This window comes from Terrisporobacter mayombei (assembly GCF_020748465.1).
GTDB classification, from domain to species: Bacteria; Bacillota; Clostridia; order Peptostreptococcales; family Peptostreptococcaceae; genus Terrisporobacter; species Terrisporobacter mayombei.
The window spans coordinates 1-22,012 of the sequence record NZ_JAHZMP010000013.1; the positions used below are offsets into that span (position 1 = coordinate 1).

18 protein-coding genes and 1 tRNA gene are annotated in these 22,012 nt (G+C 29.8%); 15 read left to right on the forward strand and 4 right to left on the reverse strand.

Features of this window, described 5'->3' with window-relative positions; translation table 11 throughout:
• The first annotated feature begins 183 nt into the window (after positions 1-183).
• The 9 genes from K0039_RS19430 (at position 184) to K0039_RS19470 (ending at position 9,772) form a co-directional block, all read left to right on the forward strand.
• Positions 184-281 (forward strand) — tRNA-Sec (locus K0039_RS19430).
• Positions 282-457: 176 nt separating this feature from the next.
• Entirely contained in the window at positions 458-1,921 is a 1,464-nt protein-coding gene (prdC, locus tag K0039_RS19435) for a proline reductase-associated electron transfer protein PrdC (protein WP_228106699.1), read from the forward strand.
• A 152-nt stretch (positions 1,922-2,073) separates the two neighbouring features.
• The gene (gene prdA / locus K0039_RS19440; protein ID WP_228106700.1) at positions 2,074-3,912 is read left to right on the forward strand and encodes a D-proline reductase (dithiol) proprotein PrdA; all 1,839 of its coding nucleotides are present in this window, start codon (positions 2,074-2,076) and stop codon (positions 3,910-3,912) included.
• Between the two features lie 16 nt (positions 3,913-3,928).
• Entirely contained in the window at positions 3,929-4,207 is a 279-nt protein-coding gene (locus K0039_RS19445; protein WP_228106701.1) for a CBO2463/CBO2479 domain-containing protein, read from the forward strand.
• A gap of 108 nt (positions 4,208-4,315) precedes the next feature.
• Positions 4,316-5,041, forward strand: a complete 726-nt coding sequence (gene prdB, locus K0039_RS19450; RefSeq protein WP_228106702.1) for a D-proline reductase (dithiol) protein PrdB — start codon at positions 4,316-4,318, stop codon at positions 5,039-5,041.
• A gap of 383 nt (positions 5,042-5,424) precedes the next feature.
• On the forward strand, positions 5,425-8,157 hold the full coding sequence (locus K0039_RS19455) for a CHC2 zinc finger domain-containing protein (RefSeq protein WP_228106703.1): 2,733 nt from the start codon (positions 5,425-5,427) through the stop codon (positions 8,155-8,157).
• A 158-nt stretch (positions 8,158-8,315) separates the two neighbouring features.
• Complete coding sequence (locus tag K0039_RS19460) at positions 8,316-8,585, forward strand: hypothetical protein (RefSeq protein ID WP_228106704.1); 270 nt, start codon at positions 8,316-8,318, stop codon at positions 8,583-8,585.
• Between the two features lie 207 nt (positions 8,586-8,792).
• Positions 8,793-8,993 carry a cold-shock protein gene (locus K0039_RS19465; RefSeq protein WP_168572243.1) on the forward strand — a complete coding sequence of 67 codons (201 nt, stop codon included), beginning with the start codon at positions 8,793-8,795 and terminating at the stop codon, positions 8,991-8,993.
• A gap of 200 nt (positions 8,994-9,193) precedes the next feature.
• On the forward strand, positions 9,194-9,772 hold the full coding sequence (locus tag K0039_RS19470) for a recombinase family protein (protein WP_228106705.1): 579 nt from the start codon (positions 9,194-9,196) through the stop codon (positions 9,770-9,772).
• 264 nt (positions 9,773-10,036) lie between these two features.
• On the opposite strand, the gene K0039_RS19475 is transcribed toward K0039_RS19470, so the two are convergent.
• Both K0039_RS19475 and K0039_RS19480 read right to left on the reverse strand, forming a co-directional pair.
• A complete protein-coding gene (locus tag K0039_RS19475) occupies positions 10,037-10,441 on the reverse strand; it encodes a hypothetical protein (protein WP_228106706.1) in 405 nt (134 codons plus the stop codon).
• On the reverse strand, positions 10,441-11,247 hold the full coding sequence (locus K0039_RS19480) for a ParA family protein (RefSeq protein WP_228106707.1): 807 nt from the start codon (positions 11,245-11,247) through the stop codon (positions 10,441-10,443). Before K0039_RS19480 ends, K0039_RS19475 begins: the two co-directional genes overlap by 1 nt.
• 1,357 nt (positions 11,248-12,604) lie before the next feature.
• Here K0039_RS19480 and selD point away from each other — a divergent pair.
• The 6 genes from selD to K0039_RS19510 all read left to right on the forward strand — a co-directional run bounded on the left by selD (position 12,605) and on the right by K0039_RS19510 (position 19,481).
• On the forward strand, positions 12,605-13,654 hold the full coding sequence (selD, locus tag K0039_RS19485) for a selenide, water dikinase SelD (RefSeq protein WP_228106715.1): 1,050 nt from the start codon (positions 12,605-12,607) through the stop codon (positions 13,652-13,654).
• A gap of 65 nt (positions 13,655-13,719) precedes the next feature.
• Positions 13,720-15,117, forward strand: coding sequence for an L-seryl-tRNA(Sec) selenium transferase (selA, locus tag K0039_RS19490; protein ID WP_228106708.1), 1,398 nt, complete (start codon positions 13,720-13,722; stop codon positions 15,115-15,117).
• Between the two features lie 156 nt (positions 15,118-15,273).
• Positions 15,274-17,181 (forward strand): selenocysteine-specific translation elongation factor, encoded by a 1,908-nt coding sequence (selB, locus tag K0039_RS19495; RefSeq protein WP_228106709.1) that lies wholly within the window; start codon positions 15,274-15,276, stop codon positions 17,179-17,181.
• Between the two features lies 1 nt (position 17,182).
• A complete protein-coding gene (locus K0039_RS19500; RefSeq protein WP_228106710.1) occupies positions 17,183-18,076 on the forward strand; it encodes a selenium metabolism-associated LysR family transcriptional regulator in 894 nt (297 codons plus the stop codon).
• Between the two features lie 14 nt (positions 18,077-18,090).
• Entirely contained in the window at positions 18,091-19,233 is a 1,143-nt protein-coding gene (locus K0039_RS19505; protein ID WP_228106711.1) for an aminotransferase class V-fold PLP-dependent enzyme, read from the forward strand.
• 11 nt (positions 19,234-19,244) lie between these two features.
• Positions 19,245-19,481, forward strand: coding sequence for a putative Se/S carrier protein (locus K0039_RS19510; protein ID WP_228106712.1), 237 nt, complete (start codon positions 19,245-19,247; stop codon positions 19,479-19,481).
• Between the two features lie 940 nt (positions 19,482-20,421).
• Here the strand turns inward: K0039_RS19510 and K0039_RS19515 are convergent.
• Positions 20,422-20,892, reverse strand: a complete 471-nt coding sequence (locus K0039_RS19515) for a glycine/sarcosine/betaine reductase component B subunit (RefSeq protein ID WP_228106713.1) — start codon at positions 20,890-20,892, stop codon at positions 20,422-20,424.
• A gap of 12 nt (positions 20,893-20,904) precedes the next feature.
• The gene (gene prdD, locus K0039_RS19520; RefSeq protein WP_228106714.1) at positions 20,905-21,669 is read right to left on the reverse strand and encodes a proline reductase cluster protein PrdD; all 765 of its coding nucleotides are present in this window, start codon (positions 21,667-21,669) and stop codon (positions 20,905-20,907) included.
• Positions 21,670-22,012: the final 343 nt, after the last annotated feature.

The following is a 22,012-nucleotide window of genomic DNA, read 5'->3' on the forward strand; positions in this document are numbered from 1 at the left end:
AATGGAAAAAAAAATTTATATTATAAAAACAGACTTTAGTCTAGTATTGAGTTCTTGAATTTGTGAATTTTTATTGTTATAATATTTATAGGTTTAAAAAATCTTATAAATTTTGTCTATATTTGAAAATATTTTATAATATTTATCGATAAATGATGTTATAATGATTTAGGAAGCGTAAATGGGAGTAGATAGGTAACTGGTGTGCCTCCTGGTCTTCAAAACCAGTGTGGGGTGTTAGTAGCATCCTAGGTGGGTTCGATTCCCACATTCTCCCGCCAGTAAAATATTTTTTTTGAAAAAGTGAAAAGGTTTTCAGTGTGATTTTTTTAACACATATAAAAAAAACTATATGATTAAATATTAAAAATAAGGAAATTTAATGTTTTTTTATTTTTTAATGATAAAAGCAAATTATTTTCAAATATATGCTTTATATTATTAGGGGGTGAACTTAATGGGATTACAAAAGATATTACTTAGACAACATGTTGGGGCTCCTTGTGAGGCGGTAGTTAAAGTTGGAGATAAAGTAAAAAAAGGTTCTCTAATAGCTAAACCTACAGGACTAGGTGCTAACATATTCTCTAGTGTATATGGTAATGTTTCAGAAATAACTGAAGATGCCATAATAATAGAAAGAGATGAAGAACAACCAGAAGAGTTTATTAAGTTAGAAGGAGATGACAAACTTCAACTTATAAAAGATGCTGGTGTAGTAGGAATGGGTGGTGCAGGATTCCCAACAGCTATAAAACTTGGAACAAAAGTAAAATACATCCTTGTTAACGCTGCTGAGTGTGAACCACTACTTCACCATAACGTAGACCAAATGGTAGACAATACAGATATGACTGTAAGAGGTCTTAAATATGTTATGGAAATTTGCCAAGCAGAAAAAGGAATATTCGCACTTAAGGCTAAAAACCAAAAAGCTGTTGATGCTTTAGTTGAAGGTACTAAGGGTGATGATTCTTTAGATATACACTTACTTCCAGATATTTACCCAATGGGTGAGGAAAGAGCTGTTGTAAGAGAAGTTTTAGGAATATTACTTCAACCAACTGATTTACCATCAGTAGCAGATGCTGTAGTTATAAACGTTGAAACTCTTCAAAGAGTTGCTGAGGCAATAGAGCTTAGAAAGCCATGTTTCTCTAAAAACGTTACAGTTGTTGGTAAATTAAATGGTGGTACTGAACCTCACGTATTCATGGATGTTCCAGTTGGTACTTCTGTTAAAGAATTAATAGAGAGAGCTGGCGGAATAGATGGAGAGTATGGAGAAGTAATCATGGGTGGACCATTCACTGGTAAAGCTTGTGAATTAGATGCTCCAATAACTAAAACTACAGGTGGAATAATAGTAACTCAACCTTTTGAAGATTTAAAAGGTGAAAAAATGGGACTTTTAATTTGTGCTTGTGGTGGTAACGAAGAAAGAATGCAAGACTTAGCTAAAAAAATGAATGCTGAAGTTGTTTGTGTTCAAAAATGTAAGCAAGCAGCAGATGTTAAAGGTAACTTAAAATGTGAAAACCCAGGAAATTGTCCAGGACAAGCATTAAAAGTTATGAACATCAAAAAAGCTGGAGCTAAACATATACTTATAGGAAACTGTACAGACTGTTCAAATACAGTTATGGGATCTGCTCCAAAGATGAATATAGAAGTTCATCACCAAACAGATACTGTATTAAAAACAGCAGGAAAAGATGTAATAAGATATATGACTGCTTCTAAAACAGTTCCTCAACTTGGAGAGGAAGTAGTAGAAGAAGTACTTGTTAAAGCTCAATCAGTAGAAGAGCCAAAAGTAGAAACAGCTGAAACTAACTTTGCATCATTTACTGATGATGGTGGACTTGTTATAAACCTTAAAGAAGGAAAAGACATCCGCGTAGAGTTTGTTATAGATTAATTTTCTCAAATAAGGGAAAACTTATAGAAAGTATAAAAATACTTCTATAAATAATTAAATGTTAACAAAGAAAGAAATTTCTTTGATATAAATTAGTATTTCATGTTCAAATTATAAAAATAAAATGATTTATTATATAAGGGGGAAAACTTATGTCAATAACTGCTGAAACTGCTAAGCAACATGCAAATGACCCTGCGGTATTTTGCTGTAGAGCAGAAGAAGGATTAGTTATAGGACCTGCTAACTTAGAAGATCCTGCTATATTCGATGAATTAGTAGATTCTGGACTTTTAAACTTAGATGGTTGCTTAACTATAGGCCAAATATTAGGTGCAAAATTAACTAAAACTTGTGATTCTTTAACTCCAATAACTGCTGATGTTATAGATGCTATAGTTGAAACTAAAGAAGAAGAAGCTGTAGTAGAAGAAGTTAAAGAAGAAGTAAAACCAGCACCAGTTGCTACTCAAGTACAAGGTGGAAGATTAAAAATCCACATAGGTGAAGGAAAAGACATTAATATAGAAATACCAGTTGGTGGATTCGCTTCTCAAGGTGGAGCTCAAGTAGTTCCAGTTGGTGAAAATGCTTCTGTTGCACCTGCAGCTAAAGAAGTAGAAAAAGAAGCTAAAGTAGTTAGAAGCTTAACTAGAAACCACTACAAAATAACTGAAGTTAAAAGAGGGCCTGAAACTAAAATAGAAGGTACTGTTTTATACATCAGAGAAGGTATAGAAGAAGAAGCTGTAGCTAGCCAAAAGTTAGTAAATAGCTTAAAAATAGATATAATAACTCCAGATAGATACAACACTTACTCTGAGACTATAATGGATGTTCAACCAATAGCTACTAAAGATGGTGAAGATGAATTAGGTCTTGGAACTACTAGAGTAATAGATGGTGTTGTAATGATGGTAACTGGTACTGATGCAAATGGTGTTCAAATAGGAGAATTCGGTTCATCTGAAGGTATCTTAGAAGAAAATATCATGTGGGGAAGACCAGGTTGTCCTGAAAAAGGTGAAATATTCATCAAAACAGAAGTTATAATCAAAGAAGGAACTAACATGGAAAGACCAGGACCTCTTGCTGCTCATGCTGCTACTGATTTCATAACTCAAGAAGTAAGAGAAGCTCTTAAAAAACTTGATGATGAATTAATAGTAGATAGTGAAACTTTCGATCAAGTAAGAAGACCAGGAAAGAAAAAAGTTGTTATAGTAAAAGAAATAATGGGTCAAGGTGCAATGCATGATAACTTAATATTACCAATGGAACCAGTTGGAATATTAGGAGCTAAGCCAAACGTTGACTTAGGAAACGTGCCAGTTATGGTATCTCCACTTGAAGTATTAGATGGTTGTATACATGCATTAACTTGTATAGGACCTGCTTCAAAAGAAATGTCTAGACATTACTGGAGAGAGCCATTAGTACTTGAAGCTTTACATGATGAAGAAGTAGATTTATGTGGTGTTATATTTGTTGGATCTCCTCAAATAAACTCTGAGAAATTCTACGTATCAAGAAGAGTTGGTATGATGGCTGAAGCTTTAGATGTTGATGGTGCTTTCGTTACTACTGAAGGATTCGGAAACAACCATATAGACTTCGCTTCTCACATAGAGCAAATAGGTATGAGAGGAATACCAGTAGTTGGTATGTCATTCTGTGCTGTTCAAGGTGCTCTAGTTGTTGGTAACAAGTATATGACTAACATGGTAGATAACAACAAATCAGAAGCTGGTATAGAAAACGAAGTATTAGGATGCAACACTTTATGCCATGAAGATGCTATAAGAGCTCTTTCTTCATTAAAAACTGAAATGGGTGGAGAAGCAATAGCTAAACCAGAAAAGAAATGGAATCCAAACGTAAAAGACACTAACATAGAATTAATATCTAATGTTACTGGAAAGCCAGTTGAGTTAGTTGAAAACGAAACTTCTCTTCCAATGAGTGACAAGCGTAAGGCAAAATATAGCTAGGAAGAACTGACGCATAATGAAAAATGATAAACTAAAATACGGTGATAAAATTCTTTATATGGAAGGTGTTATTGTAGAAGTCCACGATGGATGCGTAAGCGTTGATCTAAAGGGACGTCTAGGATACTTAAAAGTTCCAATGAGAATGTTTATTTCCGATTACGAAATCAAAATTGGTCAAGAAGTAGGCTTTAATATGAGCTTTGTTGAACAATTAGGTGATGAGATTAATGAAAAATATATTTCAAATCTTATGACTAGAAATAAAAAAATCGACGAAATGTCTAATAAATAGATTTACTCAAAACTTGTATATTTAAAAATATAGATTTGAGTAGTAAATTAACTCAGGCTCATTTACATGACGATTTGTAAATTGAGTAAATTAAAAGGGGGAAAAAAGATGAGTTTAACAGTAGTTAAAGGAATGCAATCTGAAATATTCGTTCCAATAACACCACCATCAGTATGGGCTCCTGTAACTAAGCCTTTAAAAGAGATGAAAATAGCTCTTGCTACTGCAGCTGGTGTTCATCACAAAGATGACAAGCGTTTCAATTTAGCTGGTGATTTCTCTTTCAGAGAAGTTAGAGATAATATGTTATCAAAAGATCTTATGGTATCTCACGGAGGATACGATAATGGAGACGTTAATAAAGATATAAACTGTATGTTCCCAATAGATAGATTACACGAACTTGCAGCTGAAGGATTTATAGGTGGAGTTGCACCAGTACACATAGGATTCATGGGTGGTGGTGGAAACCAACAAAAATTCAAAGAAGAAACAGGTCCAGAAATAGCTAGAATATTAAAAGAAGAAGGCGTTGATGGTGTTCTTCTTACAGCTGGCTGAGGAACTTGCCACCGCTCTGCAGTTTTAGTGCAGAGAGCGATTGAAGAAGCTGGTATACCAACAGTTATAATAGCAGCTCTTCCACCAGTAGTTAGACAAACAGGAACTCCAAGAGCAGTTGCTCCACTTGTTCCAATGGGTGCTAACGCTGGAGAACCAAACAACAGAGAAATGCAATACAACATAGTTAAAGATACTTTAGTTCAATTACACGAAATACAAACTCCAGGTAAGATAGTTCCACTAGCTTACGAGTATGTAGCTAAAGTTTAATATTAGCATATATGTTAAAAAGACTGATAGGATTTATTCCTATCAGTTTTTTTATTAAAAAATATAATTTAACATCGTAATTACAATCTTTTATTTTGAATAAGATTTATATTAGAACTTGAAAATTTTAATATGTAAATTAAATATTGCGAATTGATTCGGAAGCGTTTAATTTACAATATATTTTGTAAATGTTTATGTTATAATATTTTACACTATAAAATATTATAACATAAACATTTGGGCATAAAAGTCTCTTAAGTTTTGCTAATAAGAGACTGTAAGCCCTCCTAAAAAGGAGGTTGTTTAATTGAAATATACAAATACGGTACAACAAATTCCTCGAAAAATGCAAAGTAATACACAGTTAGGTGGTGGTCTTAATGGAAAACAAAGATGTTTTTAAAGACGCAGTAGATGAAATAAGATCATTAAATTGTTTAATATCAATTATGCAAAATTACAATATAAATTTAGAAAAAGATAATACTGGATATTATACAAATTGTGTGTTTCACAATGATAAAACACCAAGCTTAAGACTCAGTGACAAAGGAAATAGAGCTATTTACCATTGTTTTGGATGTGGGGAAAAAGGAGATATTTTAAACTTTATTTGTAGGATGGAAAACCTAGATAATACAACAGCCTTAAGAAGAGCTTATGACATCTTAGGTAGGGAGTTGAAGTACAACACTATCAGCGACAATAAAGTAGAAAACTTTAAAAATTTTATAAAAACAAACCAGTCAAAAATAATAAAAAACAAAGAAACGTATAATTTAGAAGAAATTTATATTTATTTTGATGAAGATAAAAAGCCATTATATTGTAAAACCAAATATAAAAACTTATTTGGTAAAAAGCATTTTATAACAAAGTCTTTAATAGAAATGGACATAGGTTATAAATATGGAGAGCATGAAGATTTTGAGCAATGCAAAAAAGTCCTTTATAATTTAGTAGAAATTAAAAAGGTAATATTAAAAGATGATTGGATATTCTTTGTTGAAGGTGAAAAAGACGTGGAAACTTTAAGAAAAATAAATTTTCCAGCTACAACTATTTATACAAAAAAATGGCAAAATTCTTATAATGAAGATTTAAAAAATGCCAAAGTGGCTTTCATAGGAGACAGCGGAAAATCGGGGCAAGAGTTTAAAAACTTTATGATAGAAAAATTAAAAAAGTGTTGTAAGGGACTAAAAATAATTGATTTACCAGGAGTTGAAAAAATAGGCAATGGAAAAAACAAAGACGTTACAGATTGGTTAGAATCTGGTAAAACATCTAATGAACTTTTACAAATAGTAAAAAAATCTTTAAATATATTAGATAAAAATACTCTACAACAAGATGAAAATGGAATATATGAAATTATAGATAAAATAGAAAATGAAGAAGTGAAAGAAAGTAGGCGTAATCTAACAAACTTTAAAATAATAGATGCTACATTATATAGAAATGAAGACAATAATGATCAAATTATAAAGCTTAACCTTAAATCAAATCATAGACAGTCAATTATTGAAGCCGATGCAAGAGAATGTTTTTCTGATGTGAAAATTTTTAGAAGATACCTAGGAATTGATTATATTTTTTATGGGGAAATACAAGACCTAACAAAACTTCATCAATGGATTATAAATTACTTCATTAAAGAATATATATCTATATTTACAAGAACAGGAATAAGAAAAATAAATGATGAATATGTTCTTGTTACAAACAAAGGTATACTAAAAGCCAATGGAGACTTTGATACTACAGGGAAAGCAACAAATATGATTCATAATATTGATTTTACTAACCTTAATATTTTAAATAAAGATGAAGCGGAAAGATTAAGTAAACATTTATTTAATTGTAATTCAAAGGAAAATATATATAACACTCTGGGTCTTGGAGCTGCAAATATATTGAATACTTTTGCGAGAGAGTCTTCCATAGACAATTTGCCAATACTTCAAAATTTGGGAGAAAGTAAAAGTGGTAAAAGTAAAGTACTAAAAATTTTAAGGTTATTATTTAACGACACAAATCCAGCAATAAATTTATCTGTATCAACAGATTTTGAACTGCTTAAATCCTTTGATGAAACTTACTTACCTGTATTTTTAGATGACGTGAAAATTTCAAAGGTAAGCGATTGTAAAATAAATTCCCTATCGAATCATATTCATGCCATTACAGAAGAATATGAAAATACCAAAGTCACTGAAAATTTAACTTTGCAGAAATTTGCTTATAATGCATCTTTAATAATTTCAGGAGACGAAGAAATTCAAGAAACTGCTGTAAAAAGCAGATCAAATATAGTATGGTATACCATAAGCAATTTTACTAGAGAAGGAAAAGAATCTGTGGAGTTTTTATGTAATAGTGAAGAGGGTAAAAAATTGATAAGAAGATTTTCAAAGAGTTTATACTTTAGAGTTTTAAATTATTATATTTATGGAGCCTTTGATAATGAGTATTTAGTAACAAGGTTTAAATATGGTTTTGATGAAAAACTATCTTTAAGTAATTCAAGGGAAATAAATACAGCTACATATACAATGATGGGTCTAGAGCTTATATATAATACATTTGAATCTTTGGGCGTTGAGATTAATAAGATAATCGACTTGGAAGAAGTATCTGACATAATAATTAACAACTTAAAATCAAATATATTGGAAGAAAACCAAAATGGTTTTAAGAGTGATTATGAAAAAATACTTAAAGACATTAATAATTTAATTTACATACCAGATAGAAAAATAAGATTAGAAGAAAATGTTCATTATAAGATTTTACCCAATAATATACATATAGCTTTTGATTTTAAGACGATTTATGATAAATTAAACAACTACTACAAACAATATAAAAATGATAGTGAAAAACTTTTAAATTATAATACTTTCACTAAAATGATAAGCAAATCAACATACATTGCAGACTTAGATCCGAGAAAACATTATAAATCAGTGAAAATAAAAGTTTTAGTAGAAAATAAAAATGGATTTCCAGATTATATTATAAAAAATAAAAAGATGTTTATCTTAAAAATAGATGAGGTTAAAAAACTTGAAATGGACAATATATTTCCAATGGATAATAATGAAGGATAATTGTAGGAAATATTAAATAAAAGCAAAAAAGTTATAATTTAAAGATAAGTAATGTGGATGAAAATTAAATATTTATATAATAAAATTTGTTGAAATAAAGGTTTTTTTACTTATTTATTGAATTTATATATAAGTTGTTCAATAAGGAGGAGTAGAAAATGAAATGTATAATTAGTTTTAAAGAACTTTATGGCAAGGAACTAGAAAAGTATGAAGTAGAAGGAAAACACTCTGGTGACGTATTACAAGCAATGGAAAACAAACTTTGTAGTGAAATTGAACCATATAATACTTATTCATTAAAAAACTGCAAAAATATTGACAAGAAAGCTAGCAAGAAAACACTTCATTTTAAGGACAATGAAGGTAATATGTTAAGTTATGTTATGGAAATCTTAGATGCACGATATTTGAAAAAGAATATATAGATTTAGAAATTAAATGAAATATAGAAGATTGCTTTAAAGAGCAGTCTTTTTTATTTCTAAATACTTATATTTAAGTTTATAACCTAAAAAATAAATAAAAATATAAAAAATACTATCTATTATTACTCATATGTGCTATAATAATATCCGTAGTAATACACAAATAAATTAAAAAACCTAGAAATAGGTTTATAGGAGTATTTTTTAATGAATAATGGAATAGTAAAATGGTTTAACAATGAAAAAGGATTTGGTTTTATATCAGTAGAAGGTGGAGATGATGTATTTGTACATTTTTCAGCTATACAAACTGATGGGTTTAAATCATTAGAAGAAGGTCAAAGAGTAAACTTTAATATAGTTAAAGGTGCTAGAGGTCCTCAAGCAGAAAACGTAACTATATTATAATATATATGTATCGTGGAAAAAGACACAATTTGTGTCTTTTTTTGTTGTATTAAATAAGTAAATAATCATATAAAAGGTGTCATAACTTATATATATTGACACCTTTATTTTATATAAGTTATATTAATGTATAAAAGAGTATCAAAATATAGTGTCAAAAGTCGGCTGTATTTTGATCAGTAAAGTAGAAAGGGGAAGTAATGATATACGGATATTGTAGGGTTAGTTCAAGAAGCCAGTTAGATAATAACTCTTTAGAGATACAAGAAAGAGAAATTTCAGAGAGATATGAAAATGCAATTATTTATAAAGAACAAATTAGTGGAATTAAATCTCATAGACCTGTGTTTAATGAAATATTAGATAAACTAAAAAAAGGAGATACTTTAGTTACTACAAAGTTAGATAGATTATGTAGAAGTACAAAAGAAGGATTAGAGATTATTAAGAATTTACAAGAAAGAGAAATTAATATACATATATTAAATATGGGACTTATAGAAAATTCCCCCATGGGTGACTTAATAATTACATGTCTTCTTGCATTTTCTCAGTTTGAAAGATCCATGATTGTTGAGAGAACTTCATCTGGTAAGGAATTGGCTAAAATAAATGATGATTACAGAGAGGGAAGACCTAAAAAGTTTACTAAAAAACAAATTTCACATGCTTTAAAATTGCTAGAGACCCATTCATATAAAGAAGTAGGACTTATGACTGGCATATCAAAGAGTACTTTAATTAGAGCAAAAAGAGAGCATAAAAGTATTGGAATATAGAAATAAATAACCAATTGTTAAACAATTAGTATTACAATTGGTTAAACAATTGGTAAAAATATTTAAACCTTAAATTACAATAACATCAAAATAAAATTTGAGGGAAAGTTAAGGCTATGTATTTTTTATAGAGTAAATGGTAAATAAATATAGTTAAATTAATAAAAAAACATAAGATAGACGTATCTAAGTATGAATTAAAATTACTTAATAAATTGAAAAAAATAGATTTAATAATAAAAATAAAAAGTAGGACATAAAGTCCTACTTTATTTTCTTTTTTCTGCCTCTTGTTTCAACTTTTTTTTCAACTTTTCTTTTCTTACTATTCACTTCGTATTCTTTTGCTTTTTCATTTATATCAAAATTATGTGGTAAATTTACTTTTGTAGTTTTTAAAGGTTCTTTTATTATACTCATAAGAACTTTATTTACTGTAGTGTTTTTTTCAAAAGCTATGGCCTTTAATAAATCTAAATCGTCCTTCTCAAAGTAAACACTCATAGGAACTTTTTTATTAGTTGTGCTTTCTTTCTCTATTTGTAATAAATTTAAATCATCTTTTTCAAAAGTGTTTTTTACTATATGATTTACCTTAGATTTGTAGTCTTTTTTTGTTAAAATTAATTCTTCTTTTTTGTCATCTTTTAAAAATTTATCTAGTCCCACTATAATACATCCCTTTCTTTTAATTCATTAATAACTTCTTTAAATTCTTCTCTAACTTTATGAGATTTTTTTATTTTTCTGCAATAATCATCGATGTCTAATTTAGAAAGAATTGCATTTTTTATTACTGTTGTATCGGATATTTTTGCATTAATTAAGTCTTTTTTTATGTGCTCAAATTCATTTAGTTTTTCCAAGAATATATCGCCGGTAGATAGTTTTCTTGAAGTATAAGAGTTTATAACTACAGCTCTTTTTGCCATATTCTCCATTTCCATATCTTCAAGATCTTGATTGTATTTTAAGTAAAATAACTCACATCCTCTAATACTTGCTATATCTTGATAAGCAATAGGAGTTATGATTGAATCAGAACAAAGCATAAAATTTCTTGCAATCAAATCATATGATGGTGATAAGTCTACAAATATGTAGTCATAGTCACCTAAAGCATTCACATTGGACTTGAACCATCTCCATACTGATTTTTCACGATTTGTTTTTGTAGTTAAATATTCACTAAGTACAGACAATGATAAATCTGAAGGGATTATATCTATGTTTTTGTATCTTTCGCAAGGTGATTTTATTATTAATTCTTCTGCACTTAAATTATCAGCTAGTCCGTCAAACATAGTTTTGTCACTATGTGAAACTTTGTATAGAAACTGAGTTAAGTTAGCCTGTGTATCTGCGTCTATAATTAAAACGCGAGACCCCTCTTTACTAAGAGCTATAGCACTTAAAATTGTTAGAGTGGTTTTTCCTACTCCACCCTTTACATTGAAAAAACTTACTATCTTCACTTTCTCATCTCCTTTTGTGAAAATAACCAATTGTATAGCAATTTGTTTTACTATTGGTGAACAATTGGTTAAGCTATATGATAAATAATTATTTTAATAATTGTCAAACCAATGGTTTTATAATTTGCATTACAAATTGTGTAACAATTGGTACTATAAATTGTAAAACCATTGGTTTGACAATTTGTAAAACAATTGGTCGATTTGACTATCAAAGCTATTAAAAAGTATACGCAATTTATTCTTCATATAAAATTATATTATGTAACTAAAACTTTTTCAACAAAAAGCGAATATAATCGGAATAATGTTAAACACTGATTTGTAAAAAAAATATTTATATACTGAATAAATGTTGAAATTTTAAGGAAATTCTTGAGAAAAATATATTATTTGAAATTAAAAAGGATTTTTTTCTTGTATTATGAAAAAAAACGTAGTAGAATAAGTTTAGAAAAATTAAATAAAAAAAAGTCTTAAATCCACAGTATATATAAAATGTTGGAGCATCTTATATATATTAAACCTTAAAACTGTTGGAGCAGTATTAAAGAGTTAGTAAATTTAAAACTTCTGTTTACAAAAATATAATCTTATTAGATTATATAAAATTTTAATGAATCTGTAAAGATGGAAGTTTTAAAAAAGTGTACATAATATAAAATTTTTATATACATTTAATTAACAACTAATGAACTTAGAGCCTGTTTTTCAACAATTGAAGAACAGGCTTTTTTTAATGCTTAAAAAATGAAAATTTATGGAAAAAGAGGGAATGCCTGCAACCTCTTAAAAAAGTAGATAGGTTAGTTGAGCCGTTGCAAAAAATCAACAACTTAGAGGAGGCTGTTTCCCTTGTTGTGCCAAAGATCCTAAGTGATAGGAGTTGACATCCAATAAAAAGGTCAGGTGGCAACCATATAATTTGTAGTGATGCAAATTAGGTCGTGTAATTACTGAGAGGTACAATGCTTTCAGTTGTTGGGTATGGATACAATAATAACAAAATTACATCCGAAAGGTAGTCTAACAAGGGATATGCTGAGGGCTCTAGAACTGAAAAAGGGGCTAAAATATGACTAGACCCTATAGTATTAAGTCAGAAATTTTGATTTCGTGCTATAGGGTCTATCTATGTCATCGGGATAGACATCCCCGAAGGCTAAATATGAGAATAGCTTGTTTGAACTAAGAGATAAAGATATTATATATAATAATTAAGTATTAAGATTACTAAAACTATAAATAAGGTGTGCAAAGATTAAGTTTTGTTATAAAATATTTCTATAAGTAACATTATAGAAAGTAGTAAGTTTGTATACAAATTTAATAATTTATAGAAGAGGGAAGAAATATGATGACTGAAGATATAAAATTAACACATATGACAAAAACTGCTGGCTGAGCGGCTAAAATAGGTCCTGGGACCCTTGCCCAAGTTTTGGGTAATTTACCAAAGTTTCATGATGAAAATTTATTAGTAGGTATAGAAACTAGCGATGATGCAGCAATTTATAAAGTAAGTGATGATCTTGCTTTGATTCAAACGTTAGACTTTTTTACTCCAATTGTTGATGATCCATATTTATTTGGACAAATAGCGGCGGCAAACTCTTTAAGTGATGTTTATGCAATGGGAGGAGAGCCTAAAACTGCTTTAAATATAGTTGGATTTCCTAATTGTTTAGACCCTAAAATACTTGGAAGAATTTTGGAAGGAGGAGCCTCTAAGGTGATGGAATCTGGTGCAATACTTGCTGGAGGACATTCTATTCAAGATGATGAACCTAAGTATGGACTTAGCGTAACAGGATTTGTAAATCCAGAGAAAATATTTAAAAATTATGGATCAAAGCCAGGAGACGTAATAATTCTTACAAAACAAATAGGAAGTGGACTTATAAATACGGCAATAAAGGCAGATATGGCTGAACAATCTCAAATAGATGAAGTTGTAACAGTAATGACTTCTCTTAATAAAAAAGCCAAAGAAGTTATAGAAAATTACAACATAAGTGCTTGTACAGATATAACAGGATTTGGTCTTGCTGGACATGCAATGGAAATGGCATCTAGCTCTAAAGTAACGTTTGAAATAGATGTGAAAAAAGTGCCATACATTGATGGTGCGATAGAGTTTGCTAAAATGGGTCTAGTACCTGCAGGAACATACAACAATAAGGATTATATCTCAAATGATGTAAATAGTGAAAATATAGAAGAAAGTTTTATAGATGTATTATATGATCCACAAACTTCTGGAGGACTGTTAATCACTTTACCAGAAAGTGAAGTTGAAAACATTATTAAAGACTTTGAAAATAAAAATATGGACACTAAAGTAGCTATAATAGGAAAAGTAATAGAAAAACAAGAAAAAAGTATTAATTTAGTCAAAAATCTTTAGTAGTTAAAACTTATATTACTATAAGGGATTTTGAGTAAAAAAAGGGGAAAGGTCTTGAACAATATATGAATAAAAATATGTTATTTAGAAATATACCTAAAGTTGATGTACTATTAGAAAAAACTGAAATTATAAATCTAATAGAAAAATATCATAGAGATGTGGTTGTAGATGCTATTAGAGAAGAAATAGATAAACTTAGAAACCTCATAAGAGAAAATGATGATATGTCTTTGATTGAAGAAAAAATAAATGATTTAGTAGAAAATATTGCTTTGAATGTTCAAAAAGTTTACTCATATAACTTAAGAAAGGTTATAAATGGTACAGGAACTATACTTCATACAAACTTAGGTAGAGCCATAATTTCAAAAAAACATGCTGATTATCTTAGTGAAGTTGTGACAAGCTATTCTAACTTGGAGTATAACTTGGAAGAAGGCAAAAGAGGAGAACGTTACTCTCATTTTGAAAAATTAATTTGTAAAATAACTGGTGCAGAAGGTGCCATGGCAGTAAATAATAATGCAGCGGCTGTAATGCTTGTTTTATCATCTATGGCAGAAAACAAGGAAGTTATAGTTTCTAGAGGTGAACTTGTTGAAGTTGGAGGTAAGTTTAGAATTCCAGATGTAATGAAAAGCTCCAAGGCAGATTTAGTTGAAATAGGAACAACAAATAAAACTCATTTGGAAGATTATGAAGATGCTATTACTGAAAATACAGGAGCCTTCTTAAAAGTTCATACAAGTAATTTTAAAATACTAGGATTTACTGAAAGTGTGTCTATATATGAACTTTGTAAATTAGGAACAGAAAAAGACATACCAGTTATAGAAGATATAGGAAGTGGAGTTTTAGTTGATCTTAGTAAGTATGGTTTAGAATATGAGCCTACTGTACAAGATTCCATAAAAGCAGGTGTAGATATAGTTTCTTTCTCAGGAGACAAGCTCCTAGGAGGCCCTCAGGCTGGAATTATTGTTGGAAAGAAGAAATATATCGATAAGATGAAGAAAAATCCTCTTACGAGGGCATTTAGGATAGATAAGTTTACTGCAACAATACTTGAAATGATATTCCACGAGTATTTAAACGAAGAAGATGCGATAAAAAATATACCAGTACTTTCACTTATAACTAAAGACATAAAGGAAATAGAAGAAAGTGCAAATAAATTATATGAAAAATTAAATGATATAAAAGACGTTGCACATGTGAAAGTAGAAGATACTTTATCTCAAATAGGTGGAGGATCTTTACCAGCAGAAAGAATCGAAAGTAAATGTGTAACCATACTTCCTAAGAATATATCAACATCAGCACTAGAAGAAAGATTAAGACTTGGAGAAAATCCAATTGTAGGACGAATAAGTGAAGACAAGCTAATACTAGATATGAGAACAGTTTTAGAAGATGAAATAGATATATTATCACAAAAAATTATTGATATTTTAAAGTAACAAATTGATAAACAAATGGTGAAACAATTTGTTTTACGATTGGTTTATTATATGAGTAAATTACAAGGTTTAACTAAAATTATTTTTAAATTTAATATATAAATAATGAAAAAATAATAACTACTTTTGAGTAAGAATAGCAAAAGGGGAGCAAAAATGAAAAATATTATAATCGGAACAGCAGGGCATATAGACCACGGAAAAACTGCTTTAATTAGAGCCTTAACAGGCAAAGAGACAGACAGGTGGGAAGAAGAAAAAAGAAGAGGAATTACCATAGATCTTGGATTTACGTATTTTGATTTACCAAGTGGAGATAGAGCTGGAATAATAGACGTTCCAGGCCATGAAAAGTTTGTAAATAATATGCTTGCAGGAGTTATAGGAATGGACCTTGTTATGCTTGTTGTTGCAGCAGATGAAGGAATGATGCCACAAACTCGTGAGCATGTGGATATTATGAGCCAACTTGGTGTTGACAAAAGTATAGTAGTTTTAAACAAATGTGACTTGGTAGATGATGAGTGGAAAGAGTTAGTAAAGGAAGAGATTAAAGAAGAATTAATAGGTTCGGTATTTGAAAATGCCAATATGATAGAAGTATCATCTGTAACAGGAGAAGGCATAGATAATTTAATACAAGAAATCACTCATATGACAAAAGATGAATTGTCTGAAAAAGATATAAATACCATACCTCGTCTTCCAATTGACAGAAGTTTTAGTATATCAGGTTTTGGAACCATAGTAACGGGAACTTTGATTTCAGGAAGTATAAAAAAAGATGATGAATTAGAAATTTATCCTACTGGTAAAAAAGCTAAAATAAGAAGTATCCAAGTCCATGGCAAAGATGTGAAAGAATGTTTTGCTGGACAAAGAAGTGCCATAAATATTTCAAACTTTAAAAAAGATGAAATAAAAAGAGGATACGTATTAGCACCGCCAAACTCCTTGGAAGATACAATGATGCTAGATGTAAAATTAAATGTGCTAAATTCCAGTGAAAGAATTCTATCAAATAGATGCAGACTTCATTTATTTACGGGAACTTCAGAAGTTTTATGTAGAGCTGTACTACTAGATGTACAAGAGGCATCACCAGGAGACTCTTGTTATGCTCAACTTAGATTGGAAGAAAAAATAGCTGTAAGAAGAGGAGATAAATTTATAGTTCGTTTCTACTCGCCTTTAGAAACAGTTGGAGGAGGAGTTATATTAGATGCAAATCCTACAAAGAAAACACCTTTTAACAAGATCCAACTGGAAGAAATAAAAAGAAAAGAAGAAGGATCTCATAGCGATATAGTTGAGCTACTAGTTAAAAAACATCCAGAAATGATAACTGCAAAAGAAATAGGAAAATTAACAGGACTTTCTGTAGAAGAAGTGAGTGAATGTATAAATGAATTAAAAGAAGAAAATCTAGTTTTAACTTATGAAATGAAAAAAGATATCTACGTGTATCATAGTAGTGAAGAAATGAGATTAAAAAGAGAGACAATAGAATTTATAAAAAATTTTCATGATGAAAATCCATATAAATTTGGTGTTGGAAAATCTCTTCTTAAAACAAAGCTATATCCTAAGATAAAACAAAATGTTTTCGATCAAATTATTTATAAATTCATCTTGGAAAATGAAATAAAAAAATATAAAGAATACTTAAGTTTAAATGATTTTGAAATAAATAAAGATAAAACTTTCCAAAATGTTGATAAAACATTAGTAAATATTTATAAAAAAGCAGAATTTGATTTTGTGCGACTTAGTGAAATAAACTTTAATGCAGATGAAAATATAGTGAGAGATATACTAAATGTTTTAATAGATGAGGAAAAAATAGTGAGAATAAATGAAGAAATGTTTACACTAAAATACCTTATGGATAAAGCAGAAGTAGTAGTTCGTGAAAAATTAGAACAAGATAATTTAATTACTATTTCACAACTTAGAGACGCCCTAAATACATCTAGAAAAAGTGCAAAGCCCATGCTTGAATACTTTGATAATATGAAGATTACAAGAAAAAACGGTGCAGAAAGTGAAAGGGTGGCATATTAATATGAATTTAAAACAATTAGAATCACTTGCATTGATAATAGAAAGTAGAAGTTTTTCTCAGGCTGCAAAAAAACTATTTTTAACGCAGCCTACCATATCTTCTCATATTTCCTTATTAGAAAAAGAGTTAAATACGCAACTCCTTATAAGAACTACGAAAGATGTACATCCAACAGAAGATGGGAAAAAGTTATATGTTTATGCAAAGCAAATATTAAATATTCAGAATACAATTTTTCAAGAATTTAATGTAAAAAGTGAAGGAAGTAACTTGTTAACTCTAGGGGCATCGACTATTCCAGAACAATATATACTTCCAGAAGTTTTACCAAAATATATAAGAAAAAATAGAAGTGAGTTAAAAATACTTCAAGGAGACTCTAGTGAAGTTATAAATAAAATAATAAATAAAGAAGTGGAAGTTGGTTTAGTTGGAACAGAGATGGAAAACTCATCTTTAATATTTGAACCATTTTACAAAGATAAATTAGTTATTATAACACCTGTAAATGATAAGTATATAAAAATGAAAGAAGAAGGTTTCCATGTAAGTGATTTATTAAAAGAACCAATAATAATGAGAGAAGAAGGATCTGGAACAAGAAAAGAAATAAGAGAATTTTTAAAAGCTCATAACTTTGACATAAACAACTTAAATGTAATAGCAACACTAAACTCCATAGAAGCCATAAAAAAATCTGTACAAAACAACATGGGGATTTCCATAGTATCCAATTTGTCTTTGGAGGACTTTGCAACGGATAACAAAGTCTTAGTGTTTGAGTTTAAAGAAATGGACATGTATAGAAATTTATATATAGTGAGAAATAAAGAAATGTACATGTCAAAATGTGCACTTAAATTTATTAAGTTTATAAGAGAATTTTTTAACTAGAAAAAGGTGATGAAATGATATATTTAGATAATGCAGCTACAACTATGAAAAAACCACAGTGCGTTATAGATGCAGTAGTAAATGCTATGACACATATGGGAAATGCAGGTCGTGGAGCTAATGAAGCCTCACTAGATGCATCTAGAATAATTTATGATACAAGAGAAAAAATTTCAGATTTAGTTAATTTAAAAAATCCATCAAGAGTTGCCTTTACATGTAACTCAACAGAAAGTTTAAACACTGCGATAAAAGGTATATTAACAAATAAAGATCATGCAATAACAACATCTTTAGAGCATAACTCAGTACTTCGTCCATTATATGAATTGGAAGAAGAAGGTATGGAACTTTCCGTTGTACAATGTGACGAAAATGGAAATATAAACTATGATGATTTTGAAAAATTAATAAAAGAAAATACAAAAGCCATAGTTTGTACTCATGCGTCAAATTTAGTAGGAAATGTGTTAGATGTGAAAAAAATAGGAGAAATATCTAAAAAGCATGACTTAGTACTTATAGTAGATGCATCACAAAGTGCAGGAGTTTTTGAGATAGATATGCAGGATATGAATATAGATATTCTTTGTTTAACAGGACATAAAGGACTTCTAGGTCCTCAAGGGACAGGGGGACTTTGTGTAAGAGAAGGAATAGATGTTAGGCCTCTAAAAGTTGGAGGAAGTGGAGTTAATACTTTTTCAAAAACTCAACCAGAAGCCATGCCAACTATATTAGAAGCAGGAACTCTAAATGGACATGCCATAGCTGGACTTAATGCAGCGATTGACTATTTAAAAGAAGAAGGAATAGAAAATATTCAAAAAAGAGAAGAAGAATTAATGTTTAGATTTTATAACGGAATAAAAGATATAAAAGACATTAAAATCTACGGAAACTTCGAAAATAAAAGAGCGGCTATAGTTGCTTTTAACGTAGGAGATATAGACTCAGCAGCATTTTCTGATGAACTAAGCTTATATCATGATATTTCTACAAGACCAGGAGCACACTGCGCACCACTTATGCATAAAGCAATGAATACAGTAGAGCAAGGTGCCGTAAGATTTTCTTTTTCACACTATAACACAGAAGAAGAAATAGATACTGCCATAAATGCAGTTAAAGAAATAGCAGCAAGTTATAATGAATAAAAGGTGATAAAATGAGAGAAAAACAATTGAGACTAATAGTAACTTTCAATACAACAACAGGAGCAATGGCGATGGAAAAAGCCTGCAAAAGTGAAAATGTACCAGGAAGATTAATACCAGTACCAAGACAAATATCTGCAGGATGTGGTCTTTCATGGCTTTGTAACAAAGAAGACAAAGAAAAAGTAGAAAGTCTTATAAATAATAATAATCTAGATTTTCAAAATATACATGAAATAATGATGTAGACAAGTGGCAATAATTTGTTTCTTTATGAAATGAATTATTGCTATTTTTAGTTAATAAAATAAAATATTGTCACAAAAGAAAAAAGGATATATAATAGACTCATATAAAAAATTGCATAAAAAAAGATTACAAGTTTCCATAAGGTCTGCAAACCTTAGAGGGAATTAGTACCAACTGCGCCAACAGTTAGTGTTACAAGTAACCTTTTAACTATGAACTCTTACAAAGTATTTCAGAACAAATACCTCATAAGCAAAACATAGTTATTATTAAATTTATACTAATTATTATAACTAGTTTTACTAGTTTATACAAGAGGATAAATTTAATAATTTAAAGATTATGAACAATACGACCTATCCAAGCAGTTGGATAGGTCTTTTTTAATGCTAAAAAACTGAATATAAGATAGGTTTTATAAGGAAGAGTGTTTGACCTGGATAACTAACCGAATGGCCCGACAGGGTACAGGGGATGTCGACGAAACACTGGGGTGAAAGTCTCCACAGCATATAAGAATATACCAGTACAGTATTTTAAGGGCTGAAAGTAGTAACTAGGCACTACAACAAAAAAGAGCTAGGGGTGGAAATTCCTTTGCGGGGGTATCCAATAAGTCTGTTGCCGGGGGGAATGGCAAATAGTATTAAATTACAAAGGCAGGATACTTACTTTTGTACTGGGTCTTTAATCCTTGCGCGGTGGTAACGCGCCTGGGGGGGTATACCTATTAAAGATTAGTTCTCTACACTTTTTGTAGGGAAACTATGCCCATTACTGAAAAGGTATTATATATAAGATGAATAGATTTTACAATAAAAAAGTTTAAATAAAACAACTTGGGCATAGTTTATATATTCTTTAGTAAGATAAGAGGTATTTATTTCAGAAATATAAAAAAGTGCTGCAAAATTAATTTACAGCACTTTTTTATAAGTTTTATTTTCCGTATTTTCTCATTTTTAGTTTAAGTAAAGCGAGAGCCTTTTTAGCCTCTAATTCAGTTACTTCATTTTCCCCAACTATTTCACTTTCAATTCCCTCAGGGTTTTTATTCATGTCAACGATTGTATCCATATACTCATTTACAACAACAAATTGAGCAACAGTTCCAACAAAAGTAAGTCCTACAATAGGAATTCCTCTAGTTGCAACTTGTTCAACAGTGTTGGCAAAGTCTACGTGAGAGTTTCCCCAACCATCAGATGAAAGTATTGCTCCATCTGCTCTCATGGCCTCAGCCCAAGACGCAGCCTTTGTTCCCACAAATAATTTATCTTCGTTATCTTGTGGAGTTCCAACAACTATAATTCCTAATAAATCTATATCTTCATCATTACTTACAACATCAAGTAGAGGATCTCTAAAGTGATGTAGAGTAGTTTCTTTAGTAGATGGTCCTATTCCCATAATTTTACCTCCTTAGCACATACAGCGAAGAGCGCCGTCTCTATATTCATTTGGTGTTACAATCATAGGTACATTACCCATATCTATAATACTTCTTCCACCTTCCATGGCACTTGGTTCATGAGAGAATAGTTGAGTATCGTACATAGCACCTTGTCCTGCTACTTGCTTTATAATAACAACTTTTTTCTTACCTGGTCTTACTTTGTCATAAAACTCATGACGCTCAGTAAATTTGTGACCATTTAATTTCTTTAACTTAGCTCTAAATTCATTACAGAATTTATCGCAAGCTCTATGAGCAGCAGTAGGTCCTGGTCTAACTTGTCCTTGACCATCAGCTAAAGTTACATCAAATGAAATTATATAGTCATTGTCTCCAGGAGTTCCTGGTCTATTTAAGAATAATTGTTCTTTTAAATTACCTTCTGAAGAACCAAATTCAGCAGTTTGTATTCCATTTACGTCTACACCAGTAAGCATTACATAAACTCCAGTTAAAGTATGAGTTATTCCTTCTCCAATCTTACCTAAAACTTTAGTTGAAATTGGAATAATGTCCATCATAGTGTTTGTAAATCTATCATGGTCCCCTGGTTTTATTATTTGAATGTTTATGTCTTTTATTAAAGGCTCTGACTCTATTAGATCTTTTAACACATCTTTACAAACTGTAAGTTTTCCGTCTAGAAAAACGTTATTTTCTGCCCCGAATTCTACTTCGTTTATGTGATATGACTTAATCACAAGGCGACGTAGGTTGATTTCCTCACTCATGATTTCTCCTCCTTTTATATTGAAAAATTCTATTAATAAAGCATATTTATAAAATTGTTAATTCCAATATAATTATAGTGTGTAAACTTTTGACCTATCAACCATTTTATTTATCATATTTCGTCATATTATTTATTTATGTATAAAAAACATTATAAAACTGACAAAATAATAACAAACAAAATTTACCAAAAAGGCTTATTCATTAGACTTTTCAATGGAAAAAAAAATTTATATTATAAAAACAGACTTTAGTCTAGTATTGAGTTCTTGAATTTGTGAATTTTTATTGTTATAATATTTATAGGTTTAAAAAATCTTATAAATTTTGTCTATATTTGAA